The organism is Methylobacterium sp. FF17 (genome assembly GCF_025813715.1).
GTDB lineage: Bacteria > Pseudomonadota > Alphaproteobacteria > Rhizobiales > Beijerinckiaceae > Methylobacterium > Methylobacterium flocculans.
In genome coordinates this window covers 597,708-616,562 of record NZ_CP107532.1, presented here as the reverse complement: position 1 = coordinate 616,562, position 18,855 = coordinate 597,708, and the positions used below count along the sequence as shown (strand labels likewise).

The following is an 18,855-nucleotide window of genomic DNA, read 5'->3' as shown; positions in this document are numbered from 1 at the left end:
AACCCGGCCCCGATCGAGCGGAGCGTCGCGATGCCGGCGGCCCTGGTGCTCGTGGCGGGCGCCGGGCGCCTCCCACAACTCGTGGCCGAATCCCTCGACCGGGCCGGCCGCCCCTTCCGGGTGCTGGCGATCCGGGGCTTCGCCGAGCGGGCGATGCGGGCCCGCGCGGAGGCGACCGTCGACCTCCTCGACATCGCGGGCATCCTGTCGATCCTCAAGGCCTGGGGGCCTGTGAGCGTGGTGCCGGCCGGCGGGGTCTCGCGACCGAACCCGGCCGCGATCCTCAACGCGGCGGCCGCCCTGCGCAACCGCGAGGCCCTGAGGGCGATCTCGGGCGGGGGCGACGACCGGCTGCTGCGCGGGGCATTGGCCCTGCTGGAGGAGAACGGTCACGGCGTCGTCGGCGTCCACGAGGTGGCGCCCGACCTCCTCAGCCCGGAGGGCGTTCTGGGCCGGCATCGGCCGGACGCGTCGGCCCGCGCCTCCATCGCCGCCGGGCGCGCGCTGCTCGGCGCCCTCTCGCCCCATGATGTCGGCCAGGCCGCGGTCCTCGTGGGCCAGCGGGCGCTCGCCGTCGAGGGGCCGGAGGGCACCGACCGGATGCTCGCCCGCGCCCGGGGCCTCGCCCGGCGACCCTTCGGGTACGGCCGCGCGCAGGCCGGCATCGTGCTGGTCAAGCTCGCCAAGGACGGACAGGACCTGCGGGTCGACCTTCCGGCGATCGGCCCGCGCACGGTCGCGAATGCCGCCGCCGCCGGCTGCGCCGGCCTGGCGGTGCAGGCGGATCTCACCCTGATCATCGACCGCCCCGCCACCATCGCGGCGGCGGACCGGGCGGGGCTCTTCCTCATCGGGCTGCCGGCGGACGCCAGAACGGGATGGGACACATGAGCGGGCCGGCGGCCGAGCGGACGATCTGGCTGGTGGCGGGCGAGGATTCCGGCGACCAGCTCGGGGCCAAGCTGATGCGGGGCCTGCGCGAGCTCTCGGACCGGCCGATCCGATTCGGCGGGGTCGGCGGCGAGGCCATGGCCGAACAGGGCTTCCGTTCGCTCTTTCCCATCGATGACGTGGCGGTGATGGGCTACCTGCCGGTCGCCGCGCGACTGCGCACGCTCCTGCGCCGCATTCGCCAGACCGTGCGCGACGTGGTCGAGGCCCGGCCCGACGTGCTCGTCATCATCGACAGCCCCGGCTTCACCCACGCGGTGGCCGCGCGGGTGCGCAAGCGCCTGCCCGACCTTCCCATCGTCGATTACGTCTCGCCCAGCGTCTGGGCCTGGCGCCCGTGGCGGGCGGCGCGGATGCGTCCATTCATCGACCACGTGCTGGCCCTGCTGCCCTTCGAGCCGGAGGCGCATCGCCGCCTGAACGGCCCCACCTGCACCTATGTGGGCCATCCGCTGATCGAGCGCCTCGCGGAACTGCGCCCCGGCCCGGACGAGGCGGGAGCACGCCCGGCCGGGCCGCCGGTGCTGGCGATCCTGCCGGGCTCGCGCCGCTCGGAGATCGAGCGGCTGATGCCGGTCTTCGGCGCCACGCTGGCCGACCTCGTGGCGCGGTTCGGACCGATCGAGGCCGTCCTGCCGGCGGTGAGCCGGCACCGCGCCCTCATCGAACGGCTGGCGGGCAGCTGGCCGGTTCCGGTCACCCTCGTCCACGGCGAGGCGCCGAAATACGCGCTGTTCCGGCGCGCCCGGGCGGCCCTGGCGGCCTCCGGCACCGTGACCCTGGAACTCGCCCTCGCGGGCGTGCCGATGGTGGTGGCCTACAAGGTCTCGCGGATCGAGGAGGCGGTGGCGCGTCGCCTGATCCAAGTCCCCACCATCGTGCTGCCGAACCTGATTCTCGGCCAGAACGCGATGCCGGAATTCATCCAGGCCGACTGCACCGCCCCGCGCCTCGCCGAGGCGCTGGCGCCCCTCGTCGCCGGCGGTCCCGCCCGCGACGCGCAGGTCGCGGCCCTGGCGCGCATCGACAGCCTCATGCGCCTGCCCGGCGACGACCAGCCGAGCCGGAGCGCGGCGCGCATCGTCCTCTCGGCCCGGCGCGCGTCCTGACCTTACCCGCCTTCGTCGCGCGGCGCGGGGCCGTAGCGGTTCGAGCCCGTCGTACCCGGCCGCAGCAGGGTCTCGACGCAGAACCAGGCGAAGTAGCCGAGCAGGGCGGCGACGAGGAGGATCACCGGGACGGGGTGGGTCTCGATTCCCTGCTCCAGGGGCAGTGTGGCGATCCCTTCCAGCAGAAGGTAGAGGCCGAGCCACCATCCCGACCGGTCACGGTCGTGCAGGCGGCGGTTCGTCTGCGCCAGGGCCGACAGGGCGACGGGGAGGATGCCCGCGATGGTCAGGATGGCGAGCCCGCGCAGCCCCAGGGATGCGAACCAGATCGCCGCGCAGAGAAGCCCGAAGAACGCCAGCAGCAGCCGGACGAGGCGGTGCCGGAAGGCGCGCGCCGTCAGCCGCCCGCGCGGGTCCAGGGTCGCCAGGGCGGCGCGCAGCACCCTCATGTGCCCCTCGGCTTGACCCGGCGGGTCGGCGGCTCGGCCACGGGGTCCTCGGGCCAGGGATGACGCGGATAGCGCCCGCGCATCTCCGAGCGGACGGCGCTCCAGGACCCGCGCCAGAATCCCGGCAGGTCGCGGGTGATCTGGATCGGCCGCGAGGCCGGCGAGAGCAGGTGGAGGACGAGGGGGATGCGCCCACCCGCGATGCTGGGGTGTCGCTCGAGGCCGAACAGTTCCTGCACGCGCACCGCCAGCACCGGCCCGCCCTCGGCCTCGTAGTCGAGGGCGATGCGGGAACCGGTGGGCACCTCCACGTGGGTCGGGGCCTCCGCCTCCAGGCGGGCCCGCAGGTCCCAGGGCAGCAGGGCCTGGAGCGCGCGGCCGAGATCGTCGGCGGTGATCGCCTCCAGGCTGGTCCGCCCGATGATCTCGGGGGCGAGCCAGGTCGTGATCGAGTCGCTCAGGGACGCGTCCGAGAGGTCGGGCCACGAGGTCGGGTCCGCTGCGCGCAGGAAGGCCAGCCGCGCCCGCCATTGGGCGAGGGCGAGGGTCCAGGGCAGCGCGGCGAGCCCGATCTCGGCCACGCCCCGGGCCAGGATCTCGGCGGAGGCGAGGTCCGCTGGCACCGGCAGGGTGCGCTCGCCGAGCGTCAGGGCGCCGAGGCGGCGCAGGGCCCGGGCCCGCAGGGCGCGGGGTGCTTTCTCGAACACCACCTGCGTGGTCGCCTGGATGGAGGCCGCGAACAGGGCCTCGATCGTCTCCAGGGCAATCGGGGCCGCCGCCAGGATGCGGGCCTGGGCGGCGGTTCCGGTGATGTCGGCCACCACCAGGAACGGGGCCCGCGCCAGGGCGGAGGCGGCGTCCACCCGGCCCGCGCGGCCGTTGGCCATCAGGAACTCGCCGTCGCGGCCCCGCGCCCGCGCCACCCGGTCGGGATAGGCGAGGGCGAGGAGGGCGCCGGCCTCGGTGAGGTCGAGGCCGGCCCGCGTCTCCGCGACGCGCGCGAAGCTCTCCGCCTGCCGGGCCCAGCCCAGGGCGAGGCGCCGCATGTCGGTGGCGCGCGGGGTCCGGTCGCGGGTGAAGCGCTCGACCCGATGGGCGACGTCGGCGTCGTCCCCGCCGAGCCCGCGCTCCACCAGCACCGCAGCGAGGTCGGCGGCCTCCCGAGCGCGGCCCCCTGCCGCCGCGCCGAGGAGCATGCGGGCGAGGCGCGGCGGTAGGGGGAGGGCGCGCAGCGCCTTGCCCGTCTCGGTGAGGCGACCATCCGCCTCGATCGCCGCCAGGTCACGCAGCATCGCCCGCGCCTCCGTGAGGGCGGGGCCCGGCGGGGTATCCAGGAAGGCGAGGCTGGTCGGGTCGGCCACACCCCAGGCGGCGCAGTCGAGCACGAGCCCCGAAAGGTCGGCCGCCAGGATCTCGGGGCGAGTGAACGGCTCCAGGGCGCTGGTGGCGGCCTCCGACCAGAGGCGGTGGCAGACGCCCGGTTCGGTACGGCCGGCGCGACCCCGGCGCTGGTCCACGGAGGCCCGCGAGGCCCGCGCGGTGACGAGGCGCGTGAGGCCGAGGCCCGGTTCGTAGACCGGCACCCGGGACAGGCCGGAATCGACCACGATGCGAACGCCCCGGATCGTCAGCGAGGTCTCGGCGATGCTGGTGGCGAGCACGACCTTGCGCCGTCCCGGGGCCGCGGGCGACACGGCTCGGTCCTGCTCGGCAGGCGTCAGCGCGCCGTAGAGGGGCGTGATCTCCGTATCCGCCGCGATTCGGTCGGCAAGGAGGGCCGCCACCCGGCGGATCTCGCCCTGGCCGGGCAGGAACGCGAGCACCGAGCCGGGATCCGCCTGCAGGGCCCGCAGGATGGCATCCGCCATGACCTCCTCGATGCGCCGGTCCGGGGCGCGCTCGACGTAGCGTGTCTCCACCGGGTAGGCGCGGCCCTCCGAGGCGATCACCGGCGCTTCGCCGAGGAGGGCGGCGACGCGGGCGCCGTCCAGCGTCGCCGACATGACCAGGATGCGCAGGTCCTCGCGCAGGGCCCCCTGCGCATCGAGGGCCAGCGCGAGGCCGAGATCCGCGTCGAGGGAGCGCTCGTGGAACTCGTCGAAGAGCACGGCGCCGACGCCCCGCAATTCGGGGTCGTCGAGGATCATCCGGGTGAACACGCCCTCGGTGACGACCTCGATCCGGGTCCGCCCTGAGACCTTCGAGCCGAGCCGCACCCGCAGGCCGACGGTCTCGCCGACGCGCTCGCCGAGCGTCGCGGCCATGCGTTCCGCCGCGCCCCGGGCGGCGAGGCGACGCGGTTCGAGGAGGATGATCCGGTCGTTGGCCCCGAGCCACGGCGCATCGAGGAGCGCCAGGGGGACGCGGGTGGTCTTGCCGGCACCCGGCGGCGCGACGAGCACGGCCGACGCGCCGGCCCGGAGGGCATCGCGCAGGGCGGGAAGGGCCGCCTCGATGGGGAGGTCGGTCACGCCCGCGTCGGGTGAAGGATCGGTCATCGGGTCGGGTGGTGCCGCGATCCGCGCGGCTTCGCAAGCCATCGCGCGTCAGCGCACGTTTACGACATTTCCCAAATCCCACGGTCGCGAAGAAAAATACGCGCGCCTGCGCGGCTCGACATGGGAACGCATTCCCGAGGTCCGACTTATTGGCTCAAGGCGCAACGGGCGCTGGACGGAAGATGGACCTCATGAACAAGTTCGCGATCGCTCTGGCCGCCAGCACGTTGCTCGGCGCCTTCGGACTGACGTCCGCCTCCGCCGCCCCCGTGATGCCGGCGCCCGCCGTCACCGTCGCCGGCGACACGGCCCTCGATCAGGCCGCCTACCGCCGCCATCATCGCGGCATGCGTCATCATCGTCACCACCGCCGCATGAACCGCATGCCGCGTTCGCGCATGATGAGCGACCCGAACTCGCGTAACCCGTCGCAGCCCGGCTACCAGCAGCAGAAGGGCAACACCTCGGGCGGTCCGCGCTACTAAGGCGCGTTTCCGTCCCGGACGGATGGCAGGGAAGGGTCGGCGCGCGGGGCGTGCCGGCCCTTCTTCCGTTCCGGTGCGAATCGGCGGCGGTCCCCGGTTCTCCACCCTTCTCCCCAGGCGAAGGGCTGCGCCGCGCTGATGCGAAGGAGCGCCCTCTGCTATGCTGGCGCCATGTCACAGCGCCCCGCCCGATCGGTCCCGAAGACCGGAGCCGCACCGTCGGATTACACCACCAGCGCTGCCATCCTCGACACGGCCGGCGCCACGCCGATGATGGCGCAGTACATCGAGATCAAGGCCGCCAATACCGATTGCCTGCTGTTCTATCGGATGGGCGATTTCTACGAACTGTTCTTCGAGGATGCCGAGATCGCCTCGCGGGCGCTCGGGATCGTCCTGACCAAGCGCGGCAAGCATGGCGGGGCCGATATCCCCATGTGCGGTGTGCCCGTGGAGCGCGCCGACGACTATCTCAGCCGCCTGATCGCGCTCGGCCACCGCGTCGCGGTCTGTGCCCAGACCGAGGATCCGGCGGAGGCGAAGAAGCGCGGGCCGAAATCCGTGGTTCGGCGCGCGGTCGTCCGCCTCGTCACCCCCGGCACCATCACGGAGGACCGCCTCCTCGACCCCGCCCGCGCCAACGTTCTGCTGGCGCTCGGCCGGCGCAAGGCGGGCGAGACGTCTTCGGTCTACGGCCTCGCCGCCCTCGACATCTCCACCGGCCGCTTCTCACTGAGCGAGGTTCCGGCGGGCGACCTCGCTTCCGCCATCGCCCGGCATGAGCCCCGCGAGATCGTGATGTCGGAGGCGATCCACGCCGATCCGGCCCTGGCCAACCTGTGGCGGGGAATCGCCGCGCCGGTGACGCCGCTCCCCCAGGCCGAACTCGAGCCGGCCTCCGCCGAGCGCCGTCTCAAGACGCAGTTCGGAGTGTCCACCCTGGACGGCTTCGGACAGTTCGGACGCGCCGAACTCGCCGCCGCCGGCGCCGCGCTCCTCTATATCGAGCGCACGCAGATCGGCGCGCGCCCGACCCTGTCGGCCCCGACCCGCGAGACCACGGGGGCGACGCTCGCCATCGACGCCGCGACCCGCGCCAACCTCGAACTGACCCGCACCCTGTCCGGCGAGCGCAAGGGCAGCCTGCTCGACGCCATCGACCGCACGGTCTCGGCGAGCGGGGCGCGGCTGCTGGCCGAGCACCTCGCCGGCCCGCTCACAGACCTCTCGGCGATCCGGCGCCGCCACGCGGCGGTGGAGTTCCTGGCCGAGAACGGCCCGGCGCGGGCGGGCATCCGCGCCGACCTCGCCCGGGCGCCGGACCTCGCCCGCGCACTCTCGCGCCTCGCGCTGGGGCGCGGCGGCCCTCGCGACCTCGCGGCCCTGCGCGACGGGCTTGGCGCTGCACAGGCCCTGGCGGGAGCCTGCGCCGAACTCGCCGGCCTGCCGGAAGACCTGACGACCCTCGCCGCGCGTCTGGCGGCGGTGGATGCCGACCTCGTGGCCGAACTCCATGCGGCGCTCGCCGATGAGCTGCCGGTGAAGCGCCAGGACGGCGGCTTCGTTCGGGCGGGCTACGCGCCGGACATCGACGAGAGCCGCCTGCTCGGCCAGGATTCCCGCAAGGTCATCGCCGCCCTGCAGGCGCGCTACGCCGAGGAGACCGGCTGCCGCACCCTGCGGATCAAGCACAACAACATGCTCGGCTACTACATCGAGGTGCCGCAGGGGGTGGGCGAGGCCTGCCTCAAGGGCGTGATGCGCGAGACCTTCATCCACCGCCAGACCATGGTCGATGCGATGCGCTTCACCAGCGTCGAGCTGGGGCAGCTGGAGAGCCGGATCTCCGGAGCCTCCGAGCGGGCGCTCGCCCTGGAGGCCGCCGTGTTCGACGCGCTCGCGGCCCGCATCCTGGCCCAGGCGCCCGCCATCGCGGAGGTCGCCGAGGCCCTGGCCGGGTTGGACGTCGCCGCCGCGCACGCGGAACTCGCCGTCGAACGCGACTGGCGCCGGCCGGTGGTGGAGGAGGGCTATGCCTTCGTCGTGGAGGGCGGGCGCCACCCCGTGGTGGAAGCCGCGCTCCGGCAATCGGGCGAGCCCTTTATCGCCAACGACTGCGACCTCACCGGCGAGGCGCGCGGCCGCATCCGCCTCATCACCGGCCCCAACATGGGCGGCAAGTCGACCTTCCTGCGCCAGAACGCGCTGATCGCCGTGCTGGCGCAGATCGGCGCCTTCGTGCCGGCCGCGCGGGCCCGCCTCGGGCTGGTCGACCGGCTGTTCTCCCGCGTCGGCGCGGCCGACGACCTCGCCCGGGGGCAGTCGACCTTCATGGTCGAGATGGTCGAGACCGCCGCGATCCTGAACCAGGCCACCCGCCGCTCCCTCGTCATCCTGGACGAGATCGGGCGCGGCACCGCCACCTTCGACGGGCTCTCCATCGCCTGGGCCTGCCTCGAACACCTGCACGAGCAGAACGGCTGCCGCGCCCTGTTCGCCACCCACTTCCATGAACTGACGGCCCTGGGCCAGCGTCTCTCGCACCTCGACAACGCGACGCTGCGGGTGGCCGAGCACAAGGGGACGGTGGTGTTCCTGCACGAGGTGGTGCCGGGCGTCGCCGAACGCTCCTACGGCCTCCAGGTGGCGCGGCTCGCCGGGCTGCCCGCCGGGGTGATCGCGCGGGCGGGCGCGATCCTGAAGCACCTGGAGAAGGCGGAGCGGGACCGCCCCTCGCGGCCGCGCATCGACGACCTGCCGCTCTTTGCCAACCTCAGCCCCCCGCCGATGCCGGAAGCCCCGGCCGAGGCGCCGGACGACGCGCTGCGCCTCGCCCTCGACGATATCGACCCGGACGCCCTGACCCCGCGTGAGGCCCTGGAGGCGCTCTATCGATTGAAGGCGGTTGGGGCGGACCGGGCCTGAGGCGGCCTCACCCGCGCAGCGTGAGGCGGCCGCCGTTCATACTGAACTCGTTGAGGCGCTTCAGGAACGTCATGCCGAGGAGGCTGGTCGAGAGAAGCCCGCGCGGCATCACCACGCCGTCCACGCCCTGGACCACGATGTTGCCGACCCGCATCGACGGGATGCGCACCCGCGCCGCGTAGGTCGTGCCGTTGGCCGTCTGCACGGGCACGCGGAAATCCGCCGGGCCGACGCGCAGGCCCGCACGCTCGGCATCCTCATAGGTCAGGGCGCAGCTGGTGGCCCCGGTATCCACCAGCATCCGCAGGCGCCGGCCGTCGATCGTCACGTCGGTGGCGAAGTGTCCCTGCCGATCGGCGAAGAGGGTTTCGGTGTTGGGCCGCGCGGCGACGGCGGCCGCCGGCGGGAGCGCGGCCGGCGCCGTGGCGGTGGCCGCGACGGGCGTCGCGCGTTCGAACCGCTCCACGAGGCCGACGCCCCAGATCGCCGCCACCGCCGTCACCCCCAGCGCCCACACGATCGGTCGCGTCATCGGCCCCACCTGCTCCACAAGCGTCGAAGCCTAGGATGTCAGGGTGAACGAATCGTCGGCCGCCGGCCCGGAACGCGCGGGGTCTCGCCCCCCATCGGACCCAGGGTTTCGGATCGGGTAACGAAGCCTCGCGAATGCCGCCTCGGTCCGTCAGGATCGTCAGCCCGTTTCGTGATCGCTCGGGTCCGCCGCCGATCAAGGTCGGCTGACGGGCCGGCGAAGACCCGACCGCTGCGGGGCTTGCACTTGGGAAATCGGCTCCCTGCGAAACCTTGCCGCTGGCGAAACTTGCGGGTATAGGCAGCGCCAGCGCCCGCCAGACACCCTTGGAGGCACGGGCGCTTCGGGGATCGGGGTATGGCCGTCCGTTTCGGGCGGCCTTTCGCGTTTACCCGGAATTTTCATCTTCAAAAGGATCACGCCATGAGCGCAGTCAAGACGCTTGAGGCCGTGGCACGCGACCGGGTCGGCAAGGGGGCCGCCCGGGCCGTTCGTCGCCAGGGTCACGTTCCCGCCGTCATCTACGGAGGCGGTCAGGCCCCGCAATCCATCGCCGTGGATCTCATCCGTATCCGCACGCTGATCTACGCCGGTGGCTTCAAGACCACCCTGTTCGAGATCAATGCCGGCGGCAAGAAGACCCGTGCGATCCCGCGCGACTTCCACCTCGACCCGGTGTCCGGCGTGCCGATCCACGTCGACTTCCTGCGCGTCGTCGCCGGCCAGTCGATCACGGTCGAGGTGCCCGTGCACTTCACCAACGAGGACGCAGCCCCCGGCATCAAGCAGAAGGGCGGCACGCTCAACGTCGTGCTCCACACCCTGGCCCTCGAGGTCGCCCCCGACGCGATCCCGGACGCCATCGAGATCGACCTCACCGGCCGCGAGATCGGCGACGCGATCCACATCACCGATGTGAAGCTGCCCGCCGGCGCCACCTTCACGGGTGAGCCCGACGCCACGGTCGCCAACATCGTGCCGCCGACCGTGCTCGGCGCCGAGGTCGAGGCCGAAGAGGCCGCGATCGCCGAGGCGCAGTCCGCCGAGTCCGCCGCCGAGGAGGCGTCCGAAGCCGCCGAGGCCGCTGCCGAGGACGAGAAGAAGGAGGATTGAGGCGGGGGCGAAAGCCCTGCCTTACCCGATCCTCGTGGATGCCCCGGCCCTCAGGCCGGGGCATCTCCGTTTCGGGGGATGCACGCGCATCCCCGATCCATGTCATCGCAGGAACCGATTCGCGCCATGCGCCTGATCGTCGGCCTCGGCAATCCCGGCCCCCGCTACGCGAAGAACCGCCACAACATCGGCTTCCTCGCGCTGGATGAGATCGCCCGCGTGCATCGTGCCGGGCCGTGGCGGCGCAAGTTCCAGGGCGAAATCGCCGAGGTGGCCCTCGGGTCCGAGCGGGCGATCCTGCTCAAGCCCCAGACCTTCATGAACGAGTCGGGCCGCGCCGTGCAGGAAGCCCAGCGCTTCTACAAGATCGCGCTGTCGGACGTGATCGTATTGCACGATGAACTCGATCTCGCGCCCGCCAAGCTCCGGGTGAAGCTCGGCGGCGGCAATGCCGGCCATAACGGCCTGCGCTCGATCACGGCGCAGTGCGGCAACGATTATCGCCGGGTGCGCCTCGGCATCGGTCATCCGGGCGACAAGGCCCTGGTCCACGCCTATGTGCTGAACGATTTCGGCAAGGGCGAGGAGGCCTGGGTCGACGACCTCTGCCGGGCGGTGGCCGATCATGCCCCCATCCTGGCGGCGGGCGAGGATGCGAGCTTCCAGAACAAGGTCCACCTCGCCATGGCGGGGCGCGGCTGGGACGACGTCAAGCAGGTCAACGCCCGCGATTGACCGCGGCGGCGACATCGGATTTCACGCGGGCGGACCGTCGAGCGGTCCCGCGAACGGACAGGTGACCCATGGGCTTCAAATGCGGCATCGTCGGCCTGCCGAACGTCGGCAAGTCGACCCTCTTCAACGCCCTGACGCAGACGGCGGCGGCGCAGGCGGCGAATTACCCGTTCTGCACCATCGAGCCGAATGTCGGCGAGGTCGCGGTACCGGATCCGCGCCTCGATGATCTGGCGCGGATCGCCGCCTCGAAGGAGATCATCCCCACCCGGCTCACCTTCGTGGACATCGCCGGCCTCGTGCGCGGCGCCTCCAAGGGCGAGGGCCTCGGCAACCAGTTCCTCGCCAACATCCGCGAGGTCGATGCCATCGCCCACGTGGTGCGCTGCTTCACCGACGGCGACGTCACCCACGTGGAGGGCAAGGTCGACCCGGCCGCCGACATCGAGACCATCGAGACGGAACTGATGCTCGCCGATCTCGACAGCCTGGAGAAGCGCGTCATAGCCCTGGAGAAGAAGGCCAAGGGCGCCGACAAGGAAGCCAAGGAGACCCTGGATCTCGTCCAGCGCGCGCTGCCGCTGCTGCGCGAGGGCAAGCCGGCGCGCCTCGTGCAGCGCAAGGACGACGAGGAGAAGCTGTTCCAGAGCCTCGGCCTGATGACGGCCAAGCCCGTCCTCTACGTCTGCAACGTGGACGAGGGCGATGCCGACAAGGGCAACGCCTATTCCGAGGCCGTGATGGCCCGCGCCAAGGCCGAGGGCGCCAAGGCCGTGGTCGTGTCCGCCAAGATCGAGAGCGAGATCGCGGTGATGCCGCTCGCCGACCAGGGTGACTTCCTGGAGGCCGTCGGCCTCGCCGAGCCCGGCCTCAACCGGGTCATCCGGGCCGGCTACGAGCTTCTCGGCCTCATCACCTACTTCACGGTCGGGCCGAAGGAGGCGCGCGCCTGGACCATCGAGAAGGGCACCCGGGCTCCGGCGGCCGCCGGCGTGATCCACACGGATTTCGAGAAGGGTTTCATCCGCGCCGAGACCATCGCGTTCGCCGACTACACCACCCTGAAGGGTGAGGCGGGCGCCAAGGAGGCCGGCAAGTTCCGCCTGGAGGGCAAGGAGTACGTGGTGCAGGACGGCGACGTGCTGCACTTCCGCTTCGCCAATTGAGGCTCCCTCGCGCTTCGCCGACTGTGCCCCCCATGCGTTTCGCCGACTGAGGCCCCCATGACCGGCATCGCCTTCGAGGACTTCACCCCCGGCGCCGTCATCGAGGGCGGTCCCATCACCGTGACGCGGAACGAACTCGTCGCCTTCGCGCGCGAGTTCGATCCGCAACCCTTCCACCTGGACGAGGCTGCGGCGGAAGCGACCTTCGTCGGCCAGCTCATCGGCTCCGGCTGGCAGACCGCCGGCTTCGGTATGCGGCTCCTCCAGAAGCACGCCTTCCGGGGGGCCACCTCCATGGGCTCGCCCGGCATCCTGCAACTGCGCTGGCTGCGGCCGGTTGTGCCGGGCGATGCCCTGAGCGTCTCCGTGAAGGTCGACAGCTGCCGGGTCTCGAACACCAAGCCCGACCGGGGCTTCGTGCGGTTCGACCTCACCCTGCGCAACGGCCGCGACGAAACGGTGATGACCCAGGCCTTCACGGTGATGTTCGCCCGCCGGGGCGCCACCCCCCTGCCGCCGCGCGTCGTCAATCCCATCGAACCGTTCAGCCCGGTGGAGGGGACGGACGCGGAGCGGCTCGACTTCCTCGGGGATGCGCCCCTCGGCGCCACCCGCGATCTCGGCGTCCATCTGTTCACGCCTGAGGCGATCGTGGCCTTCGCCCGGACCTACGATCCGCAGGCCTTCCACATCGACCCGGTGGCGGCCCGCCAGACGCATTTCGGCGGGCTCTGCGCCTCGGGCTGGCACACCGCCGCCGCCTGGATGAAGCGGCTGCACATCACCCGGGCGCGGGACGTCGCGCTGACGGCCCGGACCGGGCCGGTGCCGCAACTCGGGCCTTCGCCGGGGTTCCGCGACATGCGCTGGCTCGCCCCCGTCTATGCCGGCGACACCCTGCGCTACGCCTTCACCCTCTCCGACAAGCGCCGATCGGCGTCCCGCGCCGGCTGGGGGCTGGCGACCCACCACAACACGGCCGTGAACCAGCACGGGGTGAAGGTGTTCGAGTTCACCGGTTCGGTGTTCATTCAGTGGACCGCGCCCCCCTGACGCCGAGCCCCGACGCGCTCGACGGGATCGAGGCCTCGATCCCGCGTTCTTCGACCTGTGGTTCCCCGCGCCCTACGCCGCCGCGCGCCGCTCCGGGTACAGCGACAGCAGCCCATCCGCGCTCGCCGTGGCGATGCCGCGCTCGGTGATGATGCCGGTCACCAGCCGGGCCGGCGTGACGTCGAAAGCCGGGTTGGCCACGGGGCTGCCGGGTGAGACGACCTCGATCGTGGCGAAGCCCCCGTCCGCGAGGCGCCCGGTGAGATGGGTGACCTCGCGCCCGTCGCGTTCCTCGATGGGGATCTCGGCGACGCCGTCGTCCAGCGTCCAGTCGATGGTCGAGAAGGGCAGGGCGGCGTAGAACGGCACGCGGTTGTCGGTGGCCGCCAGCGCCTTGAGGTAGGTGCCGATCTTGTTGCAGACGTCGCCGGACGCCGTGGTCCGGTCCGAGCCGACGATGCAGAGGTCGATGGCGCCGTGCTGCATGAGGTGCCCGCCGGCATTGTCGGCGATCACGGTGTGGGGCACGCCGTGCGCGTTGAGCTCGAAGGCGGTCAGCGCCGCGCCCTGGTTGCGCGGCCGGGTCTCGTCCACGAAGACATGGATCGGCACGCCGGCATCGTGGGCGACGTAGATCGGCGCCAGCGCCGTGCCCCAATCCACTGTGGCGAGCCAGCCGGCGTTGCAGTGGGTCAGCACGTTGATGGGGCGGCCCTTCTCGCGGTGCAGGTCGGCGAGGATGCGCGCCCCGTGCACGCCGATGGCGTGACAGCTCTCCACGTCCTCCTCGGCGATGCGCCCCGCCTCGGCATACGCGAAGGCCGCGCGCTCGGCCTCCGGCACCGTGCGGAGCTTGGCGGCGACCCGGTCCAGGGCCCAGCGCAGGTTGATCGCGGTCGGCCGGGTGGCCGCGAGGGTCTCGACGGCGCGGTCGAGGGCCGGATCGGTGGCGCCCGCGCGCAGGCCGAGCGCGAGACCATAGGCTGCCGTGACCCCGATCAGCGGCGCGCCGCGCACCACCATGGTGCGGATCGCCACCGCCGCATCGTCGAGCGTCGACAGGGTCTTCAACTCGAAGGCGAAGGGCAGGCGGGTCTGGTCGATCACCGCCACCGAGGCGCCGTCCCCGGCGGGGAAGATGGTGCGGTAGGGCTGGCCGTTGATCTTCATGCCACGCGTCCGGATTCGCTGGGTTTCGAGGCGAGACGGCCCCTTGAGAAGCCCCGCCTTTACGTCAGAACGCGTTCGCGTGACCAGCCTGTCGCGGGCGCTTCAGGGCGCCGTGCCGTCGCGCGCTAGGCACGGCGCGCCCGTCACGCCGCCTGCGTGAGCTTGGCCTTCTCGGTGGCGAAGGCCCAGTCGAGCCACGGGGTCAGCGCCTCGAGGTCGGCCCGCTCCACGGTCCCGCCGCACCAGATGCGCAGGCCGGCGGGGGCGTCGCGATAGGCGCCGATATCGTAGGCGACCCCCTCGCGGTCGAGCGTCTCGGCGATGCCCTTGGCCAGGGCGCCGACCGTCGCGTCGCCGAGGGCGAGCACGTCGGGATCGGTGATGACGAGGCAGACGCCCGTGTTGCTGTAGGTGCCGGCGTCCGCCGCGAGGTGACCGATCCAGGGGGTGCGCGCCACCCAGTCGTGGATCACGCGGGCATTCGCGTCGGCCCGGGCGTGGAGTGCGGGGAGACCGCCGAGTCCTTGCGCCCATTTCAGGGTGTCGAGGTAATCCTCCACCGCGAGCATCGAGGGCGTGTTGATGGTGTCGCCCTTGAAGATGCCCTCGATCAGCTTGCCGTCCTTGGCCATGCGGAAGACCTTCGGAACCGGCCAGGCCGGAACGTTGGCCTCGATGCGCGCCACGGCGCGGGGCGAGAGCACGATCATCCCGTGCGCGGCCTCGCCGCCCATCACCTTCTGCCAGGAGAAGGTGACGACATCGAGCTTGGCCCAGTCCAGCGGCATCGCGAAGGCGGCGGAGGTGGCGTCGCAGATCGTGACGCCCTCGCGGTCGGCCGCGATCCAGTCGGCGTTCGGCACGCGCACGCCGGCGGCGGTCCCGTTCCAGGTGAAGATGACGTCGTTGTGCGTCGTGTCGACGGCCGCGAGGTCCGGCAGGACGCCGTAGGCACCGACATGCACGCGGGGCGCGATCTTGAGTTCCTTCAGGGCGTCGGTGACCCATTCGAGGCCGAACGCCTCCCAGGCCACGACCTCGACGGTCTTCGGGCCCAGCATCGACCACATCGCCATCTCGACCGCGCCGGTATCGGAGGCCGGCACGATGCCGATCCGGTAGTCGGCCGGAACCTGCAGCACGCTGCGGGTCAGGTCGATCGCCTCCGCAAGCTTGGCCTTGCCCACCGCCGAGCGGTGCGAGCGTCCGAGCGCGGCGCCCTCCAGGGCCTGGAGGCTCCAGCCGGGGCGCTTGGCGCAGGGGCCGGACGAGAAATGCGGCACGCGGGGCCGCGTGGCGGGTCGGTTGGTCACGGTGGTCGTCCTAGAGAGCTGAAGGCTCCTCGTCGGGGAGGAGCATCCCAGGAACGCCAATGAACCCATGGCCGGCGGGACGCAAGCGCCCCCGGGCCGCGCCTGAATCACCGCACACGCATGGCGTGCGCTCACCCCTTGCCGGGGGGCAGGAGATCCGGCCGGCGCTCGCGGGTGAGCCGCTCCGATTCGGCCCGCCGCCAGGCCGCGATCGCGCGGTGGTTGCCGCCGGTGAGCACGTCCGGGATCGCCCGTCCCTCCCAGTCGCGGGGCCGGGTGTAGTGGGGGTATTCCAGGGTGCCGGCCTCGAAGCTCTCCTCTTCCCCGGAGGCCACCTTGCCCATCACGCCCGGCAGGAGGCGGATGCAGGCATCGAGCAGCACCAGGGCCGCGATCTCGCCGCCCGACAGGATGTAGTCGCCGATCGAGACCTCCTCCAGGCCGCGCCCGGCGATGACCCGCTCGTCCACGCCCTCGAAGCGGCCGCAGACCACGACGATGCCGGGCCCCGTGCTCAGGGCCCGGACCCGGGCCTGCGTCAGCGGGCGGCCGCGCGGGCTCATGAGGAGGCGCGGGCGGGTGTCGCCGGCTTCGCCCGCCGCGTCGATGGCGGCGCCGAGGACGTCGCAGCGCAGGACCATGCCGGCGCCGCCCCCGGCCGGGGTGTCGTCCACCGCCCGGTGCCGGCCGAGGCCGTGCTCGCGGATGTCGCGGGCCTCCAGCGCCCAGGTCCCGCGCGCCAGGGCCTCCCCCGACAGCGAGACGCCGAGCGGTCCCGGAAACATCTCCGGGTAGAGCGTCAGGACGGTGGCGTGCCAGGGCTGAGCGGTCATGCCGCTTGATGGCGCGCCGGGACGGCCGGGGTCAACGTGGCACCGAAGGGCGGGCGACGGGTTATCCCGGCATGACCCGTCTCCGGACCTTCCCCGCGCTGTGCCTCCTGCTCGCCCTCCCGTTGCCGGGCGCGCACGCCGTGGGCGCCGAGTTCCTCGGTCCGCCCGGAGCCGCCGCGAGTGCCTTTCCGAAGCCCGACCGGCCGGTGGCCGAGATCATCGCCCCGCTCTGGGCCTCCGAGAAGCAGCGTGACGCGGTGGACGAGGTGGGCCAGGTCGCCCGCCTGATGCGCCTCGCCCCCGGCGAGACCGTCGCGGATATCGGCGCCGGAAGCGGCTACTACGCGACGCGTCTCGCAGAGCGGGTCGGGCCGCAGGGCCGCGTCTATGCCGAGGACGTCACCCCGCGCTACCTCGCGGACCTGGAGGCGCGGATCGCCAAGGCCGCCCTGGGCAACGTCACCGTGGTGCGCGGCGAGCCGCACGATCCCCGCCTGCCGCCGGCCTCCCTGGATGCCGCCCTGCTGGTCCACATGTACCATGAGATCGCCCAGCCCTACGGCCTGCTCCACAACCTCGCGGCCGCGATGAAGCCGGGCGGCCGGGTCGGCATCGTGGATGCCGACGATCTGCCCGCGCGGCACGGGACGCCCCCGGCGCTCCTGGCCTGTGAACTGACGGCGGCCGGCTACCGGCAGACCGGCTTCACGGTCCTGACGGGGGGTGTGGGCTATCTCGCGATCTTCGAGGCCCCGGCGCCCGAGGCCCGGCCCGCGCCGGAAACGATCAGGCCCTGCCGGGACGAAACCACCCGCCGGACGAAAAACGTCCGGTAACTTGTGGATGACGCCCGGTACACCCTGCGCGCGTACGAAGCTCGTTTAGGAAGCGGCATGCGAGATAGCACGGGATCGTTACCCACGGGTCCGGCCATCGATGCATCCCTCCGCCTGTCACGCCCCAGCGCCGCCGGCCTCGCGCCACTGGAGCCTCCTCGGCATCCTGGCGCCTCTCGGCATGCTGCTGATCTGCGCGCTGATGCTCTACGACATGCGCAGCGATGCCTGGGACAAGGCCACCCAGACCTCCCGGAACCTGCTCCAGGTCATCGAGCGCGACGTCGCGCGCAACATCGAGATCATCGACCTCTCCCTGCGTGCCGGCATCGACAACCTCTCGGCACCGGGCCTGTCCGAGCTCACCCCGGAGATGCGCCAACTGGTCCTGTTCGACCGTGCCACCAATGCCTCCGACATGGGCTTGATGCTGGTGCTGAACGAGAAGGGCGACGTGATCTTCGATTCGCACGCGGTCCCGGCCCGCACGCTGAACAATGCCGACCGGGATTATTTCCGCGCCCATGCGGCCGACGCGAATCTCGGCCTCGTGATCAGCCGCCCCGTGTTCTCGCGCCTGCTGAAGGTGCCCATCATCGTCCTCAGCCGGCGCATCAACAAACCCGACGGGCGCTTCGGCGGCATCGTCTCGGCCTCCCTCAAGCTGTCCTATTTCAGCCGGCTCTTCGCGAATCTCGGCCTCGGCGCCCAGGGCGCGATCAACCTGTACCTGCGCGACGGCACCCGGTTCATGCGCTACCCCTATGCCGCCACGGATATCGACGTGGACGTGTCGGGTGCCGAGACGTTCCGGCGCTTCATCGAGGACGGGGACAGCACCTTCGTGGGTGTTTCGCCGCGCGATGGCCGCAGACGCTTCTACACCTACACCTGGGTCGGAAGCCTGCCGCTCCTCCTCAACGTCGCCCTGTCGGTGGACGAGATCGAGGCCGAATGGCGGGTCAAGGCCCGGGTCATCGGCCTGATGGTGCTGTGCGGCCTGACCATGGGCCTGTCGGTCCTGTTCGGACGCGAATTGCGCCAACGCGCCCGGATGCAGGCCGAACTGGCCCGGCTGTCCCTCACGGACGTCCTGACGGGTTTGGCGAACCGCCGCCGCTTCGAGGAGGAGATGGCCCTCTCCTGGAGCGGACCCGTCGACCCGGCCCGCCCGCACGCCCTCCTCGTCATCGACGTGGACCACTTCAAGGCGATCAACGACCGCTACGGCCATGCGACCGGCGACGGGGTGCTGCAGGGACTGGCCAGTTGCCTGACCGCGAGCGTCCACCGGCCGGGGGACCTCGTCTGCCGCGTCGGTGGCGAGGAATTCGTGATGCTGCTGCCGGAAACGGACGAGGCGGGCGCGTGGCGCATCGCCGACAAGATCCACGCGGAGGTGTCGAGGCTCGGCGTCGCGGCGGCGGGGATCGCGCCCGGCGCGATCACCGTGAGCATTGGGCTCGCCGGCACGCGCTCGCTGGCGGACCAACTGACCCGGCCGTGCGAGCTCTACCGGCTCGCCGACATCGCCCTTTACGAGGCGAAAGCCGCCGGCCGGAACCGGACCCACGCCGCGGCAGCGAGTCGAAGTCCTCGGATGGACCCGCAGGGGCCGGTGCAAGGGACCGATGTGACGTGGGGGAGCGCCGAAGCGCCTCAGGCCCGATGATCCGGTTGATCCCTT

Annotated in this window: 16 protein-coding genes; 10 read left to right on the top strand and 6 right to left on the bottom strand. The window is 72.1% G+C overall.

Features of this window, described 5'->3' with window-relative positions; genetic code table 11:
* Window positions 1–30: 30 nt before the first annotated feature.
* Both OF380_RS02735 and lpxB read left to right on the top strand, forming a co-directional pair.
* Window positions 31–891, top strand: a complete 861-nt coding sequence (locus tag OF380_RS02735; RefSeq protein WP_264051158.1) for an LpxI family protein — start codon at window positions 31–33, stop codon at window positions 889–891.
* Entirely contained in the window at window positions 888–2,060 is a 1,173-nt protein-coding gene (gene lpxB / locus OF380_RS02730; protein WP_264049266.1) for a lipid-A-disaccharide synthase, read from the top strand. The genes OF380_RS02735 and lpxB overlap by 4 nt, the downstream gene beginning before the upstream one ends.
* 2 nt (window positions 2,061–2,062) lie before the next feature.
* Here lpxB and OF380_RS02725 read toward each other — a convergent pair whose 3' ends face one another.
* Window positions 2,063–2,509, bottom strand: a complete 447-nt coding sequence (locus OF380_RS02725; RefSeq protein ID WP_264049265.1) for a DUF805 domain-containing protein — start codon at window positions 2,507–2,509, stop codon at window positions 2,063–2,065.
* On the bottom strand, window positions 2,506–5,007 hold the full coding sequence (gene hrpB, locus OF380_RS02720; protein ID WP_264049264.1) for an ATP-dependent helicase HrpB: 2,502 nt from the start codon (window positions 5,005–5,007) through the stop codon (window positions 2,506–2,508). Before hrpB ends, OF380_RS02725 begins: the two co-directional genes overlap by 4 nt.
* Before the next feature lie 191 nt (window positions 5,008–5,198).
* Between hrpB and OF380_RS02715 the strand changes: the two genes are divergently transcribed.
* Together OF380_RS02715 and mutS are read left to right on the top strand one after the other, a co-directional pair.
* On the top strand, window positions 5,199–5,492 hold the full coding sequence (locus OF380_RS02715) for a hypothetical protein (protein WP_264049263.1): 294 nt from the start codon (window positions 5,199–5,201) through the stop codon (window positions 5,490–5,492).
* A 171-nt stretch (window positions 5,493–5,663) separates the two neighbouring features.
* Complete coding sequence (mutS, locus tag OF380_RS02710; protein ID WP_404810527.1) at window positions 5,664–8,417, top strand: DNA mismatch repair protein MutS; 2,754 nt, start codon at window positions 5,664–5,666, stop codon at window positions 8,415–8,417.
* Window positions 8,418–8,424: 7 nt separating this feature from the next.
* On the opposite strand, the gene OF380_RS02705 is transcribed toward mutS, so the two are convergent.
* Window positions 8,425–8,949, bottom strand: coding sequence for a retropepsin-like aspartic protease family protein (locus OF380_RS02705; protein ID WP_264049262.1), 525 nt, complete (start codon window positions 8,947–8,949; stop codon window positions 8,425–8,427).
* Window positions 8,950–9,372: 423 nt separating this feature from the next.
* Here OF380_RS02705 and OF380_RS02700 point away from each other — a divergent pair, with 423 nt between their 5' ends.
* From OF380_RS02700 to OF380_RS02685, 4 genes are all read left to right on the top strand, one after another.
* The gene (locus OF380_RS02700; RefSeq protein ID WP_264049261.1) at window positions 9,373–10,062 is read left to right on the top strand and encodes a 50S ribosomal protein L25/general stress protein Ctc; all 690 of its coding nucleotides are present in this window, start codon (window positions 9,373–9,375) and stop codon (window positions 10,060–10,062) included.
* Window positions 10,063–10,188: 126 nt separating this feature from the next.
* Window positions 10,189–10,797: an aminoacyl-tRNA hydrolase gene (gene pth / locus OF380_RS02695; RefSeq protein WP_264049260.1), complete on the top strand. Its 609-nt coding sequence runs from the start codon at window positions 10,189–10,191 to the stop codon at window positions 10,795–10,797.
* A 68-nt stretch (window positions 10,798–10,865) separates the two neighbouring features.
* Window positions 10,866–11,963: a redox-regulated ATPase YchF gene (ychF, locus tag OF380_RS02690; RefSeq protein ID WP_264049259.1), complete on the top strand. Its 1,098-nt coding sequence runs from the start codon at window positions 10,866–10,868 to the stop codon at window positions 11,961–11,963.
* A gap of 57 nt (window positions 11,964–12,020) precedes the next feature.
* On the top strand, window positions 12,021–13,016 hold the full coding sequence (locus tag OF380_RS02685) for a MaoC family dehydratase (RefSeq protein WP_264049258.1): 996 nt from the start codon (window positions 12,021–12,023) through the stop codon (window positions 13,014–13,016).
* A 72-nt stretch (window positions 13,017–13,088) separates the two neighbouring features.
* On the opposite strand, the gene mtnA is transcribed toward OF380_RS02685, so the two are convergent.
* The 3 genes from mtnA to trmD all read right to left on the bottom strand — a co-directional run bounded on the left by mtnA (window position 13,089) and on the right by trmD (window position 16,332).
* On the bottom strand, window positions 13,089–14,186 hold the full coding sequence (mtnA, locus tag OF380_RS02680; RefSeq protein ID WP_264049257.1) for an S-methyl-5-thioribose-1-phosphate isomerase: 1,098 nt from the start codon (window positions 14,184–14,186) through the stop codon (window positions 13,089–13,091).
* A 143-nt stretch (window positions 14,187–14,329) separates the two neighbouring features.
* The gene (locus OF380_RS02675) at window positions 14,330–15,499 is read right to left on the bottom strand and encodes a phosphoserine transaminase (protein ID WP_264049256.1); all 1,170 of its coding nucleotides are present in this window, start codon (window positions 15,497–15,499) and stop codon (window positions 14,330–14,332) included.
* Window positions 15,500–15,630: 131 nt separating this feature from the next.
* Complete coding sequence (trmD, locus tag OF380_RS02670) at window positions 15,631–16,332, bottom strand: tRNA (guanosine(37)-N1)-methyltransferase TrmD (protein ID WP_264049255.1); 702 nt, start codon at window positions 16,330–16,332, stop codon at window positions 15,631–15,633.
* Window positions 16,333–16,403: 71 nt separating this feature from the next.
* On the opposite strand from trmD, the gene OF380_RS02665 reads away from it, so the two are divergent.
* Together OF380_RS02665 and OF380_RS02660 are read left to right on the top strand one after the other, a co-directional pair.
* The gene (locus OF380_RS02665) at window positions 16,404–17,168 is read left to right on the top strand and encodes a class I SAM-dependent methyltransferase (RefSeq protein WP_264049254.1); all 765 of its coding nucleotides are present in this window, start codon (window positions 16,404–16,406) and stop codon (window positions 17,166–17,168) included.
* Between the two features lie 100 nt (window positions 17,169–17,268).
* A complete protein-coding gene (locus tag OF380_RS02660; protein ID WP_264049253.1) occupies window positions 17,269–18,840 on the top strand; it encodes a sensor domain-containing diguanylate cyclase in 1,572 nt (523 codons plus the stop codon).
* Window positions 18,841–18,855 lie beyond the last annotated feature (15 nt).

Coding starts and splice junctions, on each gene's coding strand:
- mutS (WP_404810527.1), top strand. CDS start 5,664: ATGTCACAGCGCCCCGCCCGATCGGTCCCGAAGACCGGAGCCGCACCG.
- OF380_RS02735 (WP_264051158.1), top strand. CDS start 31: ATGCCGGCGGCCCTGGTGCTCGTGGCGGGCGCCGGGCGCCTCCCACAA.
- OF380_RS02725 (WP_264049265.1), bottom strand. CDS start 2,509: ATGAGGGTGCTGCGCGCCGCCCTGGCGACCCTGGACCCGCGCGGGCGG.
- OF380_RS02665 (WP_264049254.1), top strand. CDS start 16,404: ATGACCCGTCTCCGGACCTTCCCCGCGCTGTGCCTCCTGCTCGCCCTC.
- mtnA (WP_264049257.1), bottom strand. CDS start 14,186: ATGAAGATCAACGGCCAGCCCTACCGCACCATCTTCCCCGCCGGGGAC.
- OF380_RS02700 (WP_264049261.1), top strand. CDS start 9,373: ATGAGCGCAGTCAAGACGCTTGAGGCCGTGGCACGCGACCGGGTCGGC.
- trmD (WP_264049255.1), bottom strand. CDS start 16,332: ATGACCGCTCAGCCCTGGCACGCCACCGTCCTGACGCTCTACCCGGAG.
- lpxB (WP_264049266.1), top strand. CDS start 888: ATGAGCGGGCCGGCGGCCGAGCGGACGATCTGGCTGGTGGCGGGCGAG.
- OF380_RS02705 (WP_264049262.1), bottom strand. CDS start 8,949: ATGACGCGACCGATCGTGTGGGCGCTGGGGGTGACGGCGGTGGCGGCG.
- OF380_RS02715 (WP_264049263.1), top strand. CDS start 5,199: ATGAACAAGTTCGCGATCGCTCTGGCCGCCAGCACGTTGCTCGGCGCC.
- pth (WP_264049260.1), top strand. CDS start 10,189: ATGCGCCTGATCGTCGGCCTCGGCAATCCCGGCCCCCGCTACGCGAAG.
- OF380_RS02685 (WP_264049258.1), top strand. CDS start 12,021: ATGACCGGCATCGCCTTCGAGGACTTCACCCCCGGCGCCGTCATCGAG.
- ychF (WP_264049259.1), top strand. CDS start 10,866: ATGGGCTTCAAATGCGGCATCGTCGGCCTGCCGAACGTCGGCAAGTCG.
- OF380_RS02660 (WP_264049253.1), top strand. CDS start 17,269: ATGCATCCCTCCGCCTGTCACGCCCCAGCGCCGCCGGCCTCGCGCCAC.
- hrpB (WP_264049264.1), bottom strand. CDS start 5,007: ATGACCGATCCTTCACCCGACGCGGGCGTGACCGACCTCCCCATCGAG.